This is a genomic window from Njordella calcicola (assembly GCF_056494125.1).
The window spans coordinates 3,034,083-3,051,895 of sequence record NZ_CM151396.1 but is presented as its reverse complement, the minus strand read 5'-3'; the positions used below and the strand labels follow the sequence as shown (position 1 = coordinate 3,051,895).

Sequence of the window (17,813 nt, the reverse complement as noted above, 5' to 3'; positions counted from 1 at the left end):
AGGAGCATTTGGGGATCTGGAATCATTCAAACTCATGTTTTTTGCCCGCAACTCGGACAAGTCCGATTCAATGACGAACACTAACCAATGCAAACCGCACTACTAGCCAGTGCCAGGCCACCCCGACCTGATCTGCCGCATCGAGGAAAACGGAAGAGAAACAGTTGGTCGCTTTGTTGGTCGCGAGTTGATTGGTGTCATTGTTGACCAATGAGCCTTTCCACAATTCAAATGACGCCTCGGGCATCTTATGCGATTAGTAGTTCAGCGGTTCGTATGAACCTTACTTACTCATTGGTTTGTGGGTAAACTCATAATAACTTGATACGACTTGCCAGAGTAGCCATCCACATCGGCTGAGTCGATCAGATGAAATGTTTGCTCCCCAATCGCAATAGGCTCGATTTTGTAATCGAAATGATTGCCTGTTAATGGGTGTTTTTGCGCTGGAGCTTGCGTCAACTCGTTGAGCGACCTTGGTAATTCAGAGGCCTTGGCAGCATGGAGCCGAATCGCTTCGATTGTCATTAATTGGCGCAGCCGAGTTTCTATTTGGCAAGTCCTCGCAAGAGTTGCTGAGACATTGGGTTGAAGCAATGAGAACATCAGCCCGGCTGGAGTAATGGTTTTCCTAGATTCGTCGCGAAATGTTGCAAGTATCCGCTGTTCTTCCGCTGCTGCAAAAGCTAGTTGGCTGAAATCCAGATATGCAAGTTTTTCAACTTCATGACAAACGTTGACCAAGGTCTGTCGAAATCCCAGCATAATGATTTGAGCGGATGGCATCTTCGCGAGTTCTTCGCGAGCAATACCAGATAACTCCAATTGTTGTTTTACACTCTCAACTTGCGTCAAATGCATTGTGAAAAGCAGCTTTATTTCCGACGGCGGTTCATCGTCAGTCAACTTGAGAAGCTTTTCGGTGACAATGTTGTACTGACTGATCCAATATTGATTGTCCTTCCCAGCTAGCCTTACGTTTTCCTCTCTCAGTTCCTCTATGGCATTCAAGAGGACGTGAAACTCTTTGCAGAAGGAGTCTGAAAGTTTTAGAAGCGGATGAGGAATACTTGTCATCGCCCAGTAGAGGTTGACATTTTGATGAGCGACCATCGTCGACTCAATCGAGTCCAACATCAATCCATAGATTGCATATCCAGTTAGTTTGTGCACAACTGTCGCACCTTGACCAACATATTCTGCCAATCGAATACCGTCGGCGATGTAGTTAATTCGGTCGTCGACAGAGTCGGTTGATTCAATCTTGCATTTGAGGACATACGCAGCGTCTCTTGCAATCGTCAACTGAGGAAGTTCCATTGCCCAATAATCCTGAGGTTCAACTGCAAAAGTTGCTTGCCGTTCTACAAAAGAGCACAATGCCAAATCATGCATCGGCTCTAAAAAGTCTTGAAAGCTTTTCTTGCTCAGTAATCCCTTGGTTGGTGCACCAAAATCCTTCGATGAATTTTTGCGAAAATGATCAATCAGCGCTAAATCCTCGTCGCTTAGAGATCGATGTATTTTTGCGATTTCTTCGAAATATGCGTCCGGCGGATTGTTATTAAGTTCATGGATCGGTCTGTAAAACCGGTACTTCAACATCGGTACGGGCTCCGACGAAGGTTTGAGCTTTAGATTGCGAGTGTTACTGTCTTCTTGAGAAAAGGCCAAAGCTTGAATGAATAAGAAAGTGGACAATGCTAGTCGTAATCTGATCGAACTCATATTATCGCTCTTTTGGCTTGCTGGCAAAAACGCTAGGCTACGAGAGGTTCAACCCCGTTCATACCGTGGCGGGGATAAGTCTGCTTCGAATCTTGCGAACATGGGACCTACTTTGAACAGAATGCATTCTGTGTAACTATCGTAGCTTCAATGAGCCGGTTTAGCATGCCGGCTAGGCTCTCTTTTTTTTGCTGAACAGTACAGCCAGCTCATAGGCTTGATGCGTCCTCCAAAGTTTGGAAGATTATAGGCGAGAACACATGGAAACGAGCCTTGTGAAGAAGTTCTGCAAAGGAGAACAATTTTGCCAGAGGGATTGATCTATTCTGTCGGCACTCAAGTCGTCGTACAAAAGGACACTTACCACACTAATCGTCGAGTTGCACATCCGGCCGGATCGGTTGGAGTCATTGTGCGATCGCCAATCGATCGAACGCATGCTTATCGAGTGAAGTTTAACGATGGGTTCGAGTCGGCCGTGCACCACGATCAGTTGATTCGGCTGTCGGAATTTAAACGCGATCATATAGGCAGCGCTGAACCGTCGATGATCGATCTTAACGAGCGTGTCATCTATCGCTGTGTGATCGGCTCGCGTGCCTACGGATTGGAGGATGACCAATCCGATACGGATCGTCGTGGCATTTACTTGCCGCCTGCCGAACTGCACTGGTCACTTTATGGAGTTCCAGAACAATTGGAAAACGAGGAAACTCAAGAAGCCTATTGGGAGCTGCAAAAGTTTATCGTTCTCGCACTCAAAGCGAACCCGAATGTGCTGGAGTGTCTCTATTCTCCAATCATCGAGTTCGCGACACCTGTGGCCAACGAATTACTTGCCATGCGCGAGGCGTTCCTGTCAAAGCTTGTGTTCCAGACCTACTCGGGCTATGTTGCATCTCAATTCAAGAAGATGCAAACGGACATTCGAAATCAGGGACGAGTTAAGTGGAAGCATGTGATGCACCTGATTCGCTTGTTGATTTCAGGAATCGATGCGCTTCGCGAAGGAAAAGTCACAGTGGAAGTAGGCCAGCAGCGAGACCGGCTACTTGAGATTAAACGAGGTGAAGTTCCCTTCGCAGAGGCTGACGCTTGGCGCAAGCGACTTCAAGTTGAATTCGAAGAGGCGTTTCAGCACACTACTTTACCTGATCGTCCCGACTATGAACGAGTCAATGGATTCTTGATCCACGCTAGAAAACTCGCCATGCAGAAGGAATTACCATGATCGATTATGAAAAGATGATGACGCATGTGCGGTCGCATCCATTTCCGCTCGTGTTCGCCACGATCAGCGGTGCTCACTTGTACGGATTCCCATCGCCTGATTCCGATTTCGATTTGCGCGGCGTGCATTTGCTTCCGCTCCAAACCGTTTTGAGCCTGGACGACGGCCAATTGACTCTTGAGAAAGAGGGAATCTACGATGGCTTGGAGATTGATTTAGTTACGCACGATGCCGCGAAGTTCTTTGGTCTGATGCTAAAGCGGAATGGCTATGTGCTGGAACAGCTTCTGTCCCCTCTCGTCGTGTTCACTACTCCGGAGCATGAAGAGCTCAAGTCGATCGCAACCAACTGTATCACTCGGCATCATGCGCATCACTACCTTGGCTTTGCAGCAACCCAATGGAGACTTTTTGAAAAGGAGTCTCCACCGCGGGTCAAACCGCTACTTTACACGTTCCGAGTTTTGTTGACGGGGATTCACTTGATGAAGACTGGTGAAGTTCAAGCCAACTTGTGTATACTCAACGAGTCTGCAAAGCTGAGCTACCTGAGTGAACTGATCCATCGAAAGCAGACCGGAGCGGAGAAAGGTGTTTTGGACGCGGCCGACATGGAGTTCTATCAACGCGAGTACGAGCGACTAACCAAAGAGTTGGAACGATCCTACGAAGAATCGACTTTGCCAGAAATGCCATCAGGCCGCGCTGCGCTGAATGATGTACTTGTCCGGCTGCGATTGAGAGATGGCCGATTGGCATCGCTCGGTCTCACCAGTTTTCAATCGAGCCGCTGAATTTGGTAACAACCGGGGTTGAGCGAGATCGAAAGTGTCAAGTCTCGGTTGTGGTACAACTTCGCCCCCGACATCCAGCAAGCGATCCTCAACCTTGAACCCACCACCGACCACGTCCCCCGCTTCTGCGAACGAGAGGTTCGTTCGATCGCAATCATTGCCAATTAGGAGAAGCAACGGGTGCTTTGGAAGCGGCTCGTCAAACGAAATAAATGAACATGTATTGTCAGTGCTCCATCGGCGTCTGTCGCGAAGCCTCAATTTTATACCCCGCTCGAATCCGCTCCCGCAGTCTTTCCTCGACTTCCGCATCGTTGGCTTCTGGGAATCGATTGCGAATCCCCTCTCGAGCAATTGCCAGTGATGCTTTGTATAGCCCGAGTGCCATGCGCAAACGCTCCTCGCCTTGACACGCAGGTAGCAAAATGCTACCCTTGGATCGGAGGCATAACATGGGACAGCCAGTCAAACTTTCGGATGAACTTGTCGACGATGCTCGAGCGGTCGTTCCGTTTTCGCAGCGAAGTATCGCCGGCCAGATCGAATTCTGGGCGGGACTTGGAAAGTCGATCGAGCCTCTGCTGCGCGGTGATCAAGCTCTTGCGTTGCAGATGTCCGGAGGAGAGCGGCCGCTATCGCAACTTTTGTCGGAGGTCGAAACCGCCAAAGGTCGCAAACGGCTAGAGGCTACTCTCAAGAAGCGTCCCTATCCGCACTACAAGCCGTTGCCAGATCGCCCGGATCTAATCTGCCGCATCGAGGAAGACGGAACAGAAACAGTGGGTCGCTTCGTCGGTCGCGAGTTCAAAGCACACGGGGTTGACCGTTGAGCCTGCCGTTTGAGTTTCTCGACACGCGTCCCATCGTCATTGTCTTGGCTGGTTCGAACGGTGCTGGCAAGTCGACGTTTTACGAAAGCTTTCTGGCAGACTCTGGACTGCGATTTGTCAACGCGGATGTATTGACGCAATCACTCAGTGTGAACGCGTACGAAGCAGCCGCGTTAGCTTCGTCCTTGCGATCAGCACTCGTTGCCCAGCGAGAGAGCTTCATCTTTGAGACAGTACTATCCGATCCAGTCGGTGAGAAAGTCGACCAGTTCGCTGCCTATGCTGCTCTCGGTTACACAGTGGTTCTCATCTTCATCCAGATCGATAGTCCCGAGCGTTCGATTCAGCGAGTTGCGATGCGAGCGAGCCAAGGAGGTCACGACGTTCCTGATGAGAAACTCCGAACAAGATTTAAGCGAACTCGAGCGAACTTGAAGCTTGCCATTGAGCGTCTGCCCTACGTCATAGTTTACAGTAACGACGACCTTACCCAGCCATACAAACTCGTTGGACTGTACGAGAACGGGAAAAGCATCTCGAAGTTGTAAACGGAGCAAATGCAACGTGACCGAATCGTTGATCTATCCTGCCGGCACTCAATGAATGGGCATAAGGCGACCTACCATGTCAATCGTCGAGTGGTGCATCCTGCTGTCGACGCTTGTATCCCAAATCTACACCCATTTCGAATGAAATCCCTCGCTTACGCGTCGCGTCGGGCTTTGGGAGCGAATGCAAGTCCGGAAGTTATTCGCAGACTGTTAGTTAGAGCTTGAAATCGCTAAGCTGCGAGATCTTCAATGCGAGTTCGTAAAGCGAATCGATTCGTTCATCGCTATCGACCTTTCGAATGCCCTCGCGTACCGCCGCCGGAACATCACCAAAGCGGATCTCCAACAACTTTAGAAGCCCTTCCGCTTTGCCAATAGCGATCAAGTCTTTTCCAGATTGGGTTTCACGAAGGTCAGGCAGTTGTCCGACTAGCATTTGTTCGATCTCCACTTTCCCTTTGTCACTGAAACGTTGCTCGAGCCAATTGATGAACACTTCCGCGAGCGTTTTGCGGACTGCTTCGGGAAGTTCACTGCTCTGAATCCAATTATAGCACGGTGCCGCTTCGCGTTCCAAGATTTCTTCGCTTTCGGTCAGCAGTGGGCTGAACACGGCCACCAGCGGATGGTGCGGATCGCTCTTTTGCACTTGAGAAATCGACTCGCGCAGCGAGATAGAACGCGCGATCCTGGTCCAAGGTTCCGTTTTAGGATCGAGCGACTCGTCCAGAAATAAGATGATGCCTTGGACTTTTCTGCCAGCGTTTTGACGCTGAACCAACGCCATCTCGATCACCAGTCGCTCGTAGATCCCACCGTCGCTGTAGCCTTGGATTTCAACGACGGTCAGCTCCTCTTCGTCCGCATCGGGAACCAAGACTCCGTCGCAGTGGGTTTCGATTGCCTTGATCGTGATCGACTCAAACCTGCACTCGCCGGGGGACGGTTGACCGGCGAGCAAAAACACCCACTGCGGTTGAGCCTGAAAAATCTGGAAGATCTGCTTGTCGGTCTTCATGCTCGAATTCTATCGCCGAGTTTCACTGCACCATCGCATGTCCAAATTGTAGCAGTTTTAAGCCACGCAAATGGTGGCTAGCCGATCAGCCTCTCTACCTTCCTGCGCACCTGGAAAAAGCACGACCACAATTCGGCTCAGAGCTACGATTGGCCGTTGGCGAGTAACGCGTGCAAAATGGCTGGCACCATACGAAGGCAACTTGCCGCCCGATCTACCACGCTGCCTTCAAGTACCCAGCGCAAGGCCCAAGTGCCTAGAGCTTGAAATCGCCAAGCTTCGAAATTTTCAACGCTAACTCGTAAAGCGAATCAATTCGTTCATCGCTATCGACCTTTCGAATGCTCTCGCGCAAGGCTGCGGGAACTTCGTCAAAGCGGATCTCCAATAACTTCAAAAGCCCTTCAGCCTTGCCTTCAGCCTTGCCTTCAGCTTTGCCTTCAGCTTTGCCTTCCGCTTTGCCAATAGCGATCAAGTCTTTTCCAGATTGGGTTTCACGAAGGTCAGGCAGTTGTCCGACTAGCATTTGTTCGATCTCCACTTTCCCTTTGTCACTGAAACGTTGCTCGAGCCAATTGATGAACACTTCCGCGAGCGTTTTGCGGACTGCTTCGGGAAGTTCACTGCTCTGAATCCAATTATAGCACGGTGCCGCTTCGCGTTCCAAGATTTCTTCGCTTTCGGTCAGCAGTGGGCTGAACACGGCCACCAGCGGATGGTGCGGATCGCTCTTTTGCACTTGAGAAATCGACTCGCGCAGCGAGATAGAACGCACGATCCTGGTCCAAGGTTCAGTTTTCGGATCGAGCGACTCGTCCAGAAACAGAATGATGCCTTGGACTTCGCGCCCCGCGTTCTGACGCTGAACCAACGCCATCTCGATCACCAACCGCTCGTAAATCCCACCGTCGCTGTAGCCTTGGATTTCAACGACGGTCAGCTCCTCTTCGTCCGCATCGGGAACCAAGACTCCGTCGCAGTGGGTTTCGATTGCCTTGATCGTGATCGACTCAAACCTGCACTCGCCGGGGGACGGTTGACCGGCCAGCAAAAACACCCACTGCGGTTGAGCCTGAAAAATCTGGAAGATCTGCTTGTCGGTCTTCATGCTCGAATTCTATCGCCGAGTTTCACTGCACCATCGCACGTCCGAATTGTAGCAGTTTTTGAGCCACGCAAATGGTGGCTAGCCGATCAGCCTCTCTACCTTCCTGCGCACCTGGAAAAAGCACGACCACAATTCGGCTCAGAGCTACGATTGGCCGTTGGCGAGTAACGCGTGCAAAATGGCTGGCACCATACGAAGGCAACTTGCCGCCCGATCTACCACGCTGCCTTCAAGTACCCAGCGCAAGGCCCAAGTGCCTAGAGCTTGAAATCGCCAAGCTTCGAAATTTTCAACGCTAACTCGTAAAGCGAATCGATTCGTTCATCGCTATCGACCTTTTGAATGCTCTCGCGCAAAGCCGCCGGAACATCACCAAAGCGGATCTCCAGCAGCTTTAGAAGCCCTTCCGCTTTGCCTTCTGCCTTACCCTCAGCTTTACCAATAGCGATCAAGTCTTTTCCGGATTGGGTTTCACGAAGGTCCGGCAGTTGGCCAACTAGCATTTGTTCGATCTCCACTTTCCCTTTGTCGCTGAAACGTTGCTCGAGCCAATTGATAAACACTTCCGCGAGCGTTTTGCGGACCGCTTCCGGAAGTCCACTGCTCTGGATCCAATTATAGCACGGTGCCGCTTCGCGTTCCAAGATTTCTTCGCTTTCGATCAGCAGTGGGCTGAACACGGCCACCAGCGGATGATGCGGATCGCTCTTTTGCACTTGAGAAATCGACTCCCGCAGCGAGATGGAACGCACGATCCTGGTCCAAGGTTCCGTTTTAGAATCGAGCGACTCGTCCAGAAACAGAATGATGCCTTGGACTTTTCTGCCAGGGTTCTGACGCTGAACCAACGCCATTTCGATCACCAATCGCCCGTAAATCCCACCGTCGCTGTAACCTTGGATTTCAACGACGGTCAGCTCCTCGTCGTCCGCATCAGGAACCAAGACTCCGTCGCAGTGGGTTTCGATTGCCTTGATCGTGATCGACTCAAACCTGCACTCGCCGGGGGATGGTTGACCGGCGAGCAAAAACACCCACTGCGGTTGAGCCTGAAAAATCTGGAAGATCTGTTTGTCGGTCTTCATGCTCGAATTCTGTCGCCGAGTTTCACTGCTCCATCGCACGTCCGAATTGTAGCAGCTTTAAGCTCCACAGAACCAACTACTGCGCAAACCAACGGAAATGCATGTTCACGCAAAGGCGTAAAGCTCGCAAAGACCTACTTTGCTTTCGCTTTGCGAGCTTCGCGCCTTTGCGTGAGAATCCTTGAAAAATACGAGGGGCTAACGCTGCCATCTACCCAGGCTGAAGTCAACGCTTAGCTTGCGGCGTCTGTGCTTCGCCGACAGCTTTGTGCGATGTTCGGATGAACTGCAACAACGCGACCATTGCGAGGATCAGCGTGACCGCAACCAATAGGGTGAATAGCGGTGGCTTGGGGAAAAACTGATCCATGAAGCTGGTGATGGTGAGGATAAGTGTTGCGACTTGGTTGATTCCTATAAGGCCCCCGTCAGCAAAGATCACAGCGCGTCCGGTCGCTCCCACACGTAGCGGCTGATCCGGTTGGTCATCAGCCAGCGTGACAATGATTTGGAAGTCTTGCCCCATTTCCGGCGTATCAAGCTGGCGTCCCATGCGACTTTGAGTATCCGGCAGCGTTCCCCCAGGTACTCCCTGTCCAGATAGAACTCCACGCCCGATGTGCAAGACTTTTCCTTGGCGGAAGCCCATTGGATAGTTTCGGAGTGCGATCTGGACATCATCGCCAACTTTGATTCTAGACAGCCAGTTCTCCGGAACGGGAGCAACCAGTCGCCAGGAACTCGTGTCGATCAACGTCATCATCGGTTTGCCTGGACCGACATAAGTACCTGCGGTCAAATGAAGATTCGTAACAATACCGTCAACTGGCGCGATTACGGTTGTTTGGCTTCGTCGTACTCGGCCTGTTTGAGTGCGCTCTCCGCTTGAACGACCGGAGCTAGTTTTCCTTGAAGTGCTGGGGCAAGCAGTTGGGCTTCAACAAGATATTTTTTGAATCGAACAATTTCTGCCTCGAGCTCTTTCACCTGTGCTGAGAAGGTGCCTCCGTCGGATTCGGCTTTCTGAATGTCCGCTAGGTCAGCTTCAAGCCGATCGATAGCCTTTTGCAGCATCTCGGCTGGGGCAATCGTGGACATCGCCTTGGCTCGTTGGGCTCTTGCCTCACGAATGCCGGCTTCCGCAGCCAGAACCTGGGTCGTCGCTACGTTTACGCGCGCTCGGCCTTTGATTTCTCGTTGCTTGGCCTCTTCTAACTCGGCACGATAAACGGATTGAGCTTGCAACCGTTCATCGTATTCTTCTTGAGAGATGGCCCGACCTTCGATCAGTTTGGCAGCTCGCTCAACATCCGCATCGGCCAGCTTGACTTGAGCTTGAACCCGTTCGATCGACGCTTGCGCAAGAGCCACCTCTGCTTCGGCGCTTTCAACACCACTGCGAGCAGCGACAAGGCCTGTCTCTGCTCGACTCAGCGACTCAGTGGCGGCATAGAGCGTTGCGATCGAGCTGATGGTTTGCTCTTTGGCTTCGAACATTTTCGCACGTGCTTGGTCCGTACGATATTGAAAGGGCGCCGGGTCAATCTGAAAGAGCGGCGTTCCTTTCTTGACCAACGAATTGTCATCCACCAACACTTGGGAGACGACCCCGGCGACTTGCGGAGCCAACTGGACAACCGGGGCTTGAACGTAAGCATCCGAGACAATCGGGGCGTAACGCCCAATGGCAAACCAAACAAACACCATCGCGAAGATAGGAGGAAGGGGAAGTATAAACTTCCATAGTGGCGTCAACGGAATCCACTTGAAATGAAAAAACACCAAGTACACAGGCAGAACATAGAAAAGCAAAATCAGCAACAGCATCTCAATGGCCCTCGATGAGTGAACGTCGATTCTTTTATTTCCAGACTGATTTCCAGTCTGCTTTCATATCCACGACGGTCCAAGCGTGCTTGTTTACAGCATCGAGCGCCGTGGTAAGTTTGCCGCTGCTCTTTGGGTTTGCATCGTAGGCATACTCGCGATCGGCGTCGGTGTGATGCACGATCAGTCCAAAGCTGGGCCTGGGGTTCCCGATCGTGGTGTATTCGAGCATCGCTTGATCGCCGTCGCTGTTGCCGAAACATGCAATCGGACGACGACCAATGAACTGGTGGATTCCGACTGGCTTACCCTCCTTGTCATCGACGAATAGATGATCGAGCGTTTTTAGTAACACTGGCTTACCTTCGCGAAACTCGAACTTCACTTGGCCTGTCGAGCCGACCACATTTTCGGACGGAATGCCATACACTTCGTCCGAAAAGACTCGCATGAAATCGGCACCACCACCGGAGACGATGAAGGTCTTGAATCTGTTAGCTCGAAGATAACGCAGCAGTTCTTGCATTGGTTGATAAGTCAGATCGGTATAGGCTTTTCCAAAACGTGGGTGTTTGGCGACCTTGAACCAGTCGTTGACTCGAGTACTAAACTCTTCGGTTGTCATCCCCGTATGAGTGAGAGCAAGAATTCGCATCAGTCCATCGTGATGCTTCCCTTCGAGAAGCTTTCCCAAGTCGCCAGCCAAAGCTGCTTGAACCATGGGGTCAGCATTCAATGCCGGTTCAAGTGGTGCACGTCGCTTGAGCTCGTCCAACACAAACGCGACTTGGAATGGGACGGGATTTTCGCACCATAAGGTACCGTCGTTATCGAATACCGCGACACGATCGGAAGGGGCGACGAACTCTGGAGAGCCCTCTTTAGTAACCTTCTCAACAAAAGCAATGATGGCTCGCTTCGGCGAAGTGTCATTCCACGAGGGAAGCGAGTCCTGTGCGAGGACGGACTGTGTCGCACTCAGTACAAAGGCAACGGAAAGAGCGAGTATCATGTGGTGCATAAATTTGGTTCCAATTAAAAACGGGCCACTCACCGATGAGCGGCCCGTCAGTTGTCGAATTACAGGCGAGACTTATTCGCCGGCGGTTGTCATGCCTTTGATCTGCCGTTCGAGCGAATCAAGGCTCCAGTCGCCTGGCCGCTGGCTTGGAGGAAACTCCTTCAACGTCATCAGGAACTTGCTCGCTACCGCCTGCAAGGGCACCAGCACGAACGCGCGGTCAATCATCCAGTCGTGATAAGTGTTCGAGTTATGTTGAGATTTCTCGAATGGATCACGGCGGAGGTTGAAAAGCAGCGGCAGACGCAAGTGAACGAAAGGCTCACGCCAGACATCTAATTGATGGGCGCGGTTTTCCAAGTACGCCGCCTTCCAATCACCTACACGAATCGCAACCACTTCGGCACCGTCGTTCAGATAGATAAACTCCTGGCGCGGAGATTCGTCGACTTTGCCACTGAGGTAGTCGAGCTGATTGTAGCCGTCGATATGGTTCTTATAACTGCGGCCATTGAGCTCTACTCCCTTAAGTAACTTTTCCTTCACGTCCGGTGCACCAGCAGCAGCCGCGAAGGTGGGGAGCCAATCTTCGTGGGAGACGATCCCGTTGAGCGTCGTCCCTGCAGGGAAGTGGCCAGGCCACTTGACGAAACATGGCACACGGAAGGCGCCTTCCCAGTTGGAGTTCTTCTCTCCACGAAACGGAGTCGTACCAGCATCAGGCCACGTGTTGTAGTGTGGGCCGTTGTCGGTCGAATACTGGACGATCGTGTTGTCGGCAAGACCCAACTCGTCGATCAGCTTCAGTAGTTCACCGACGTGCATGTCGTGTTCGACCATGCCGTCACCGTATTCATCTTGCCCTGAGAGGCCGATATGCTCCTCCTTCACATGCGTGCGGAAGTGCATTCGTGTTCCGTTCCACCAGCAGAAGAACGGTTGCCCCGCTTTGGCTTGTCGTGTGATGAAGTCCTTGGCTGCTGCTATGCTTTCATCGTCAATGGTCTCCATGCGTTTCTTCGTGAGCGGGCCGAGATTTTCGATCGTTTGGCCACCCTTGCCGTCCGCCTTGCACTTCAACACACCCCCGCGGTCCGAACTGCTCACGAAAGGTTTTGCCATTGGCCAACTTCATGTCACCAGGATAGTCGCGGTTTTCTGGCTCTTCCTCTGCATTCAAGTGATAGAGGGTTCCTAAGAATTCATCGAACCCGTGCATCGTGGGCAGATGCTCGTCGCGGTCACCCTGATGGTTCTTTCCAAACTGGCCAGTCGCATAGCCCTGGCTCTTGAGCACTGTGGCCATAGTGACATCGGTCTTCTGCCAACCTTCTTTCGCGCCGGGCATACCAACTTTTGTCATGCCCGATCGTACTGGCGCGGAGCCGCTGATGAAGGCCGCGCGGCCTGCGGTGCAGCTTTGCTGAGCGTAGTAATCAGTAAAGGCGACGCCTTCTCTTGCAATGCGGTCAATGTTGGGCGTCTTGTAGCCCATCATGCCACGGTTGTTGTGGCTGATGTTCCAAGTGCCGATATCATCGCCCCAGATCACGAGTATGTTCGGTTTACTTGCCTTGGATTCGCTTTGGGCACTCGCTTGCGCGGCTCCAAACCAAGTGATAGCTAACGCAAGTGTGCTTAACCACTTGCCATATTTCGACGTCATTCCAGTTGCTCCAAGTCGATGGTGAAAAAGAGACTTTTGTTTAGGTCCGCCAAGAGTATGCTGCGGTTTGCCGCAACAAGCTACCAGTATGACGTATCCGGGTTGCTTCGCAATATTCCCCAGGGTAATTTAAGAGACTTCTTCGATAACCCAGACGAATCGTTCGATTTACTACAGGAATACGCGGCCACCACCATGTACGATTTGCGGGACTTGCAAAATCTGCTCAGCCTGGAAGAGCACCGTCACTTCGGGCGGGCGGCGGCGGCGGTTGGCCTGAGCCAGCCGGCACTGACAAAATCGATCCAGCGGTTGGAAAAACAGATCGGCGGATCGCTTTTCGATCGTTCTCGATCCCGAATAACCCCCACCGCGCTTGGAAATGATGTCATCACACGTGCCAAGAGCATCCTGATCGAAATTGCAGAATTACGTCGGTCAGTTGAACTTTTCCTAGGTTTGCAGGTAGGGACGGTGACAATTGGCGTGGGTCCGGCGATGTCGGAATCGTACCTTGCCCGCGCGATTGCGAATTTTGCCGAGAATCACCCGCACACTCAAGTGAATGTGCGGGTCGATCATTGGCAGCAACTTTCTGAATGGCTGCTGGGCAACGAGATTGATTTTTTTGTCGCAGACATCTCTGAGCGAGCCGACGACAAACGAGTCGAATGTATTCCCCTTCCGAAGCAGGAGCTCGTCTGGTTTTGTCGAGTTGGACATCCTCTTATGGATCGTTCCAGGCTGTCGCAAAAGGATCTGCTTGAATATCCACTGGCAACGCCACGCATGCCGATCTGGGCGGTCCGGTGGTTTGCCGCGGCCAAAAAAGAATATGAGGAATTGGAGGGAACACAAAGACCGATGCCCAACATTCAATGCGAAAGCTACTCGATGCTCAAGCGTATGGTGATGTCGGGTAATCTAGTGAGTGCGGCATTATCAGACACAATTCGCGAGGAGGTCGCTGAGGGACGTTTATTCATTCTCCCCGTCGACGGGCCAACACTAACTACGCAGGCAGGAATCGTCAGGCTGAGTGAACGCAGTTTATCACCACTAGCACAAGAGTTGGTTCGCATCATCCAAGCAATAACCGATGCGAGCCACGTCACTGACTAATCCGAACGTGTGGCGGTTCCTAAATGAGTTGTGACACCTTCCTTGGGCAGCACTCAGGTGCTGTACGAATCGTTGGGGTTGTATGCGACTCTTGCGATTTTGGCGGGCTGGACGTCGATCCACAGGTTAAAGGTCAGAAGGCAGCGGCAGGCCCCCTACCACTTTCGTCCTGTCTTGCGATCGGCGCTGATAAGCCGACTGATATCGATTGTGCTCAAGCATTGGCGAAATGAACGTAAGCGTTCACCACAATCAGTTGTTGGGGTTAGTTGGATTGGCCCTGGGTTTGCTGGCGCTTGAGTTTGGCGGAGATGATCCTGCGGGCTCGCGTTATCTGCTTGCGGTCTGATTTATAGCGGCCTTCCTCTGCCCGGTACTGGCGAATCGCTTCGGGATGCTCCTGCTTCCATACGTCCGGCAAAAGCTTTTCGTATTGAGTCTCGCCTGCTAGTACGCGATGCAAAATATCCTCCAAGTACTGCCAGATCATTCGCCTTTTTTTCACCGCGAGAGAAAAGAGAACCGCGAGAGGATGAATGAACAACTATTTTGAAGGCAACTCTGGCGAAACTCCCAACTCTTGCGGTGTATTCCTAGCATCTGAGTTCCCGTTCATTCGACTTTTTTCGCACCGCCAACCACTGCTGGCAAAGACATACGCATTCTGTATCCGCCATGCTCCAACCGTCATTGCCCCAACTGCGGCTGGCTCAAGCGTAAGAAATGGCTCGATACGATCCAGTCTTGGGAGCTAGACACCAAGTACTATCACGTCGTCTTCACTGCGCCACACGAACTGACCGAGCTATTCGGAGGAAGGCGAATGCAAATGCATTAGGCACCCGTCAGAGCTGCGAAGCAGCGGCATTGGGAAAGCGAAGCTGGGCCTTGTGCCCAGTCTTCGCAATAGGATTGGTGCGCTAAGAGCAAACGCCTCACACTTACCGATCATTTTTGGTTGGCCGCTGAGCGGCCAACCGGAAAAGGGGTGGGGGGGTGGCACGAGGCTTAGCACACCAATCCTGTTGCGACGCGTTGGGGCAAGCCCAACGGTCGCTCATGGATCACCTTCACACAACAAATGACGCTGCGTTTGGAAAGTGAAGCTGGGCCTTGTGCCCAGTCTTCGCCATGGGATTGGTGCGCTAAGAGCGATATGACCATTCTCCTGCCCCCATTCTGTTGCCCTGACCTCGAGCACTTGGTTCCTAACGCACGAGTTCTGGATCTTCTGCTCGCTGAACCATCGCTTACCAGGCGAACCCAGCGAGAATGTACTTGCAGCTCTGCGCCACTATGGCAAAGCGTGCTTGTACGATGATTCTATTCCACGATACGCGCGGCATGCGCTGGACAAGATCCTCGAATGTCGTTCTGGTGCGTATGGTTCCAGTTGGTTCCGCTGCGGCCAGTGTGATTCCAAACGCATTCTGTATTCGCCATGCTCCAATCGTCATTGCCCCAACTGCGGTTGGCTCAAGCGTAAGAAATGGCTCGATACGATCCAGTCCTGGGAGCTGGACACCAAGTACTATCACGTCGTCTTCACTGCGCCACACGAAGTCGAAAAGGTGTCAGGAGTCAATTGCCTACGAGGCCCTTGGGGTGCTTCGCACAATTGTGGTGGCGGAAAAGGTGGCAGGAACCGAATCAATCGATTCGACATAAACGGTTCCTGACACCTTTACACTCCCGATTCGACATAAACGGTTCCTGACACCTTTACACTCCGCCGCAATATTCACTCCAGGCGCGCTTTCTTCAAGTACTTGGAATTCCAACTGGTTGGGGTTCCAAGAGGACAATCGGCTGAGTTTAACGTCAACAGCAGGCTCGTTTTCCTTAATTGACTTCATAGCAGGCCGAAGTCCAATAGCATCAGCTTCGACCGTTGATCTGACTTTAACCGGCTATTTGCTTGGGGGAGGATCAGTGACGACCACTTTCGCAGGTCTGACAAATATGACATTACTCACGTGGGAGGTCGACAACCTAGTCCAGGTAGATTTCGCGACCACCGACGATGCGGCGTTAGATAACATACGGGTAGACATTGTGTCCATTCCAGAGCCTTCCTCGGCACTTATTGTTGGACTATTGCTTGGCACAACCGGCATTTTTCAGCAAAGGTTTAAGCTGCGATCCGCAAAGTAGCAGCCACTTGTGATGATAGAAATACGGATCCGCCGGCAACCAACGCCGCTGAGCGACCCCCTCGGCACTCACGACCACAATCGCCGCAATCGCCGACTCATGCTCGACATTAAAGTCCGGACACCAGATAAACGACACCGCATCATTCCGCTGATTCAGCCTCACCACCGTATACACATAATCTTCTGGCAGATGCCGCTTGGCCCACTGCACCGACGCCCCAGCCGATCTTCGTAGTCCCGATGCACGTAGATCGCATATCCGATTTCCTTGCCGACCCCCAAACGCCGCGAGCGTTGCGGCAACTCAATTCGCGGACTATCCGCAAGGCCAGAATCATCTTCCACATCCGCGTCGATTGCCGCCACGGCCGCACATTGACGCAGATCATCGTCGCTGCCTAGGGCGTCTACTGGCAGAGCAGTTGCAATCTCCGCCGCTGCGCTGGCCAGCGCAGCCGAACGTTTGGGCGGTAAGCGTTTGCGTTTCACAACTTCCTTGTACAGCATACGATTTGGGGCCAGGGCACTTTCTAACCGTTTTCCAATCGGTCCCGCCGATCCATTTCGTCTTCGTAGGCCAAGTCGATCATGTTTAAGACAGAGCCGACGTCGGCTCCCTTCGTTGAAAATTCGAATTTGCCAGTCAGTTTCAGATCGGCGGAGAGTTCACTTTTTTCGTGCAGTTCCCACATTTCTTCCGCGTAGTGAGTTTCCGCGAGCTCCGGAGCATACTGTGCGTAGTATTGGGTGATATTACTAACGTCACGCTGTAACATGGATTTCGCGTTATTGTTCCCTGCCGCATTAACGACCTGTGGGAAGTCGATGATGACGGGGCCCCTCTCATCTTGCAGGATATTGAATTCCGAAAGATCGCCGTGAATCAATCCGACACATAACATTCGCAGCACATAGTTCATGACCGTGGCATGATCTCGCACCGCTTGGCTGGCCGACAAGTTGATGTCGTTCAAACGTGGTGCTATGCCGCCTTTCCCATCGGTGATCAATTCCATCAATAGCACACCATCGAACAAACCGTACGCCTTGGGGACTCGGACACCGGCATCAGCAAGTTTGTATAACGCGTCTACTTCGGCCCGTTGCCAAACGACTTCCTGTTCGTCCCTGCCAAACTTAGAACGATTGTCGATCGCCCTTTGCCGGCGGCTGTTCCGAATACTGCGGCCCTCTTGGTAATTCACCGCGTTCTTGAAACTGCGATTGACCACATCCTTGTACACCTTAGCACAACGAATTTCGTCGCCACAGCGGACAAGAAAAACCTGTGCCTCTTTGCCGCTCATCAAGGTGCTCAAGACTTCGTCGACCAACCCGTCTTCGATGAGGGATTTAATTCGCTTAGGGACTTTCAAAATCGTGCCAAATCGGAAGCAGGGCAGCTTCCGCAGAAAATGATAGGTGGATAACCAGACGGCCGAGTCCCTGACGAAGGACAACATTTCAGCGGCTACACGTTGTTATATGCATAGAGTAACATCATGACGCATTTGTCGCAAAGAGTCTTTCTTTGATGTTCACGACGGGCTCGACGATCCGCGTTAAAATTCGCATTAGAGAACTGGTGTGCTGGCGGTCTGTTTCTTGCAGCAGTGTGATTTTGCCAAGTGTGAAGTTGCGTACTTTGATGTGTTCGATCGGGTACTTGGGCCGCG

The 17,813-nt window shown here is 52.1% G+C and carries 19 protein-coding genes and 1 pseudogene; 7 read left to right on the top strand and 13 right to left on the bottom strand.

The window, feature by feature from the left end:
- Window positions 1–291: 291 nt before the first annotated feature.
- Window positions 292–1,728: a hypothetical protein gene (locus SH302x_RS11565; RefSeq protein ID WP_479368845.1), complete on the bottom strand. Its 1,437-nt coding sequence runs from the start codon at window positions 1,726–1,728 to the stop codon at window positions 292–294.
- A gap of 304 nt (window positions 1,729–2,032) precedes the next feature.
- Between SH302x_RS11565 and SH302x_RS11560 the strand changes: the two genes are divergently transcribed.
- Complete coding sequence (locus tag SH302x_RS11560) at window positions 2,033–2,959, top strand: nucleotidyltransferase domain-containing protein (protein WP_479368844.1); 927 nt, start codon at window positions 2,033–2,035, stop codon at window positions 2,957–2,959.
- Window positions 2,956–3,753 carry a nucleotidyltransferase domain-containing protein gene (locus SH302x_RS11555; protein WP_479368843.1) on the top strand — a complete coding sequence of 266 codons (798 nt, stop codon included), beginning with the start codon at window positions 2,956–2,958 and terminating at the stop codon, window positions 3,751–3,753. Before SH302x_RS11560 ends, SH302x_RS11555 begins: the two co-directional genes overlap by 4 nt.
- 226 nt (window positions 3,754–3,979) lie before the next feature.
- Here SH302x_RS11555 and SH302x_RS11550 read toward each other — a convergent pair whose 3' ends face one another.
- Window positions 3,980–4,207 (bottom strand): hypothetical protein, encoded by a 228-nt coding sequence (locus SH302x_RS11550; RefSeq protein WP_479368842.1) that lies wholly within the window; start codon window positions 4,205–4,207, stop codon window positions 3,980–3,982.
- Here SH302x_RS11550 and SH302x_RS11545 point away from each other — a divergent pair.
- Both SH302x_RS11545 and SH302x_RS11540 read left to right on the top strand, forming a co-directional pair.
- Complete coding sequence (locus SH302x_RS11545) at window positions 4,206–4,583, top strand: TA system antitoxin ParD family protein (RefSeq protein ID WP_479368841.1); 378 nt, start codon at window positions 4,206–4,208, stop codon at window positions 4,581–4,583. The genes SH302x_RS11550 and SH302x_RS11545 overlap by 2 nt on opposite strands.
- The gene (locus tag SH302x_RS11540; RefSeq protein ID WP_479368840.1) at window positions 4,580–5,131 is read left to right on the top strand and encodes an ATPase; all 552 of its coding nucleotides are present in this window, start codon (window positions 4,580–4,582) and stop codon (window positions 5,129–5,131) included. Before SH302x_RS11545 ends, SH302x_RS11540 begins: the two co-directional genes overlap by 4 nt.
- Before the next feature lie 217 nt (window positions 5,132–5,348).
- Here SH302x_RS11540 and SH302x_RS11535 read toward each other — a convergent pair whose 3' ends face one another.
- The 7 genes and pseudogenes from SH302x_RS11535 to SH302x_RS11505 all read right to left on the bottom strand — a co-directional run bounded on the left by SH302x_RS11535 (window position 5,349) and on the right by SH302x_RS11505 (window position 12,859).
- A complete protein-coding gene (locus tag SH302x_RS11535) occupies window positions 5,349–6,152 on the bottom strand; it encodes a DUF2887 domain-containing protein (RefSeq protein WP_479368839.1) in 804 nt (267 codons plus the stop codon).
- Window positions 6,153–6,408: 256 nt separating this feature from the next.
- Complete coding sequence (locus tag SH302x_RS11530) at window positions 6,409–7,260, bottom strand: DUF2887 domain-containing protein (RefSeq protein ID WP_479368838.1); 852 nt, start codon at window positions 7,258–7,260, stop codon at window positions 6,409–6,411.
- 257 nt (window positions 7,261–7,517) lie between these two features.
- Window positions 7,518–8,345 carry a DUF2887 domain-containing protein gene (locus SH302x_RS11525; RefSeq protein WP_479368837.1) on the bottom strand — a complete coding sequence of 276 codons (828 nt, stop codon included), beginning with the start codon at window positions 8,343–8,345 and terminating at the stop codon, window positions 7,518–7,520.
- A gap of 226 nt (window positions 8,346–8,571) precedes the next feature.
- Window positions 8,572–9,144, bottom strand: coding sequence for an HlyD family secretion protein (locus SH302x_RS11520; RefSeq protein WP_479368836.1), 573 nt, complete (start codon window positions 9,142–9,144; stop codon window positions 8,572–8,574).
- Between the two features lie 35 nt (window positions 9,145–9,179).
- A complete protein-coding gene (locus tag SH302x_RS11515) occupies window positions 9,180–10,172 on the bottom strand; it encodes an HlyD family secretion protein (protein ID WP_479368835.1) in 993 nt (330 codons plus the stop codon).
- Window positions 10,173–10,206: 34 nt separating this feature from the next.
- Complete coding sequence (locus SH302x_RS11510) at window positions 10,207–11,193, bottom strand: HAD family hydrolase (protein WP_479368834.1); 987 nt, start codon at window positions 11,191–11,193, stop codon at window positions 10,207–10,209.
- Between the two features lie 72 nt (window positions 11,194–11,265).
- Window positions 11,266–12,859: pseudogene (locus SH302x_RS11505) on the bottom strand (arylsulfatase).
- A 57-nt stretch (window positions 12,860–12,916) separates the two neighbouring features.
- Here SH302x_RS11505 and SH302x_RS11500 point away from each other — a divergent pair.
- Window positions 12,917–13,981: a LysR family transcriptional regulator gene (locus tag SH302x_RS11500; protein WP_479368833.1), complete on the top strand. Its 1,065-nt coding sequence runs from the start codon at window positions 12,917–12,919 to the stop codon at window positions 13,979–13,981.
- 265 nt (window positions 13,982–14,246) lie between these two features.
- On the opposite strand, the gene SH302x_RS11495 is transcribed toward SH302x_RS11500, so the two are convergent.
- Window positions 14,247–14,471: a hypothetical protein gene (locus SH302x_RS11495; protein WP_479368832.1), complete on the bottom strand. Its 225-nt coding sequence runs from the start codon at window positions 14,469–14,471 to the stop codon at window positions 14,247–14,249.
- Window positions 14,472–14,636: 165 nt separating this feature from the next.
- Between SH302x_RS11495 and SH302x_RS11490 the strand changes: the two genes are divergently transcribed.
- The gene (locus tag SH302x_RS11490) at window positions 14,637–14,819 is read left to right on the top strand and encodes a transposase zinc-binding domain-containing protein (protein ID WP_479369266.1); all 183 of its coding nucleotides are present in this window, start codon (window positions 14,637–14,639) and stop codon (window positions 14,817–14,819) included.
- A 349-nt stretch (window positions 14,820–15,168) separates the two neighbouring features.
- Complete coding sequence (locus SH302x_RS11485; RefSeq protein WP_479369265.1) at window positions 15,169–15,660, top strand: transposase zinc-binding domain-containing protein; 492 nt, start codon at window positions 15,169–15,171, stop codon at window positions 15,658–15,660.
- A gap of 415 nt (window positions 15,661–16,075) precedes the next feature.
- Here SH302x_RS11485 and SH302x_RS11480 read toward each other — a convergent pair whose 3' ends face one another.
- The 3 genes from SH302x_RS11480 to SH302x_RS11470 are packed head-to-tail and all read right to left on the bottom strand — an operon-like array spanning window position 16,076 to window position 17,600.
- A complete protein-coding gene (locus SH302x_RS11480; protein ID WP_479368831.1) occupies window positions 16,076–16,273 on the bottom strand; it encodes a hypothetical protein in 198 nt (65 codons plus the stop codon).
- A 23-nt stretch (window positions 16,274–16,296) separates the two neighbouring features.
- On the bottom strand, window positions 16,297–16,626 hold the full coding sequence (locus SH302x_RS11475; RefSeq protein ID WP_479368830.1) for a hypothetical protein: 330 nt from the start codon (window positions 16,624–16,626) through the stop codon (window positions 16,297–16,299).
- A gap of 41 nt (window positions 16,627–16,667) precedes the next feature.
- On the bottom strand, window positions 16,668–17,600 hold the full coding sequence (locus SH302x_RS11470; RefSeq protein WP_479368829.1) for a PA4780 family RIO1-like protein kinase: 933 nt from the start codon (window positions 17,598–17,600) through the stop codon (window positions 16,668–16,670).
- Window positions 17,601–17,813 lie beyond the last annotated feature (213 nt).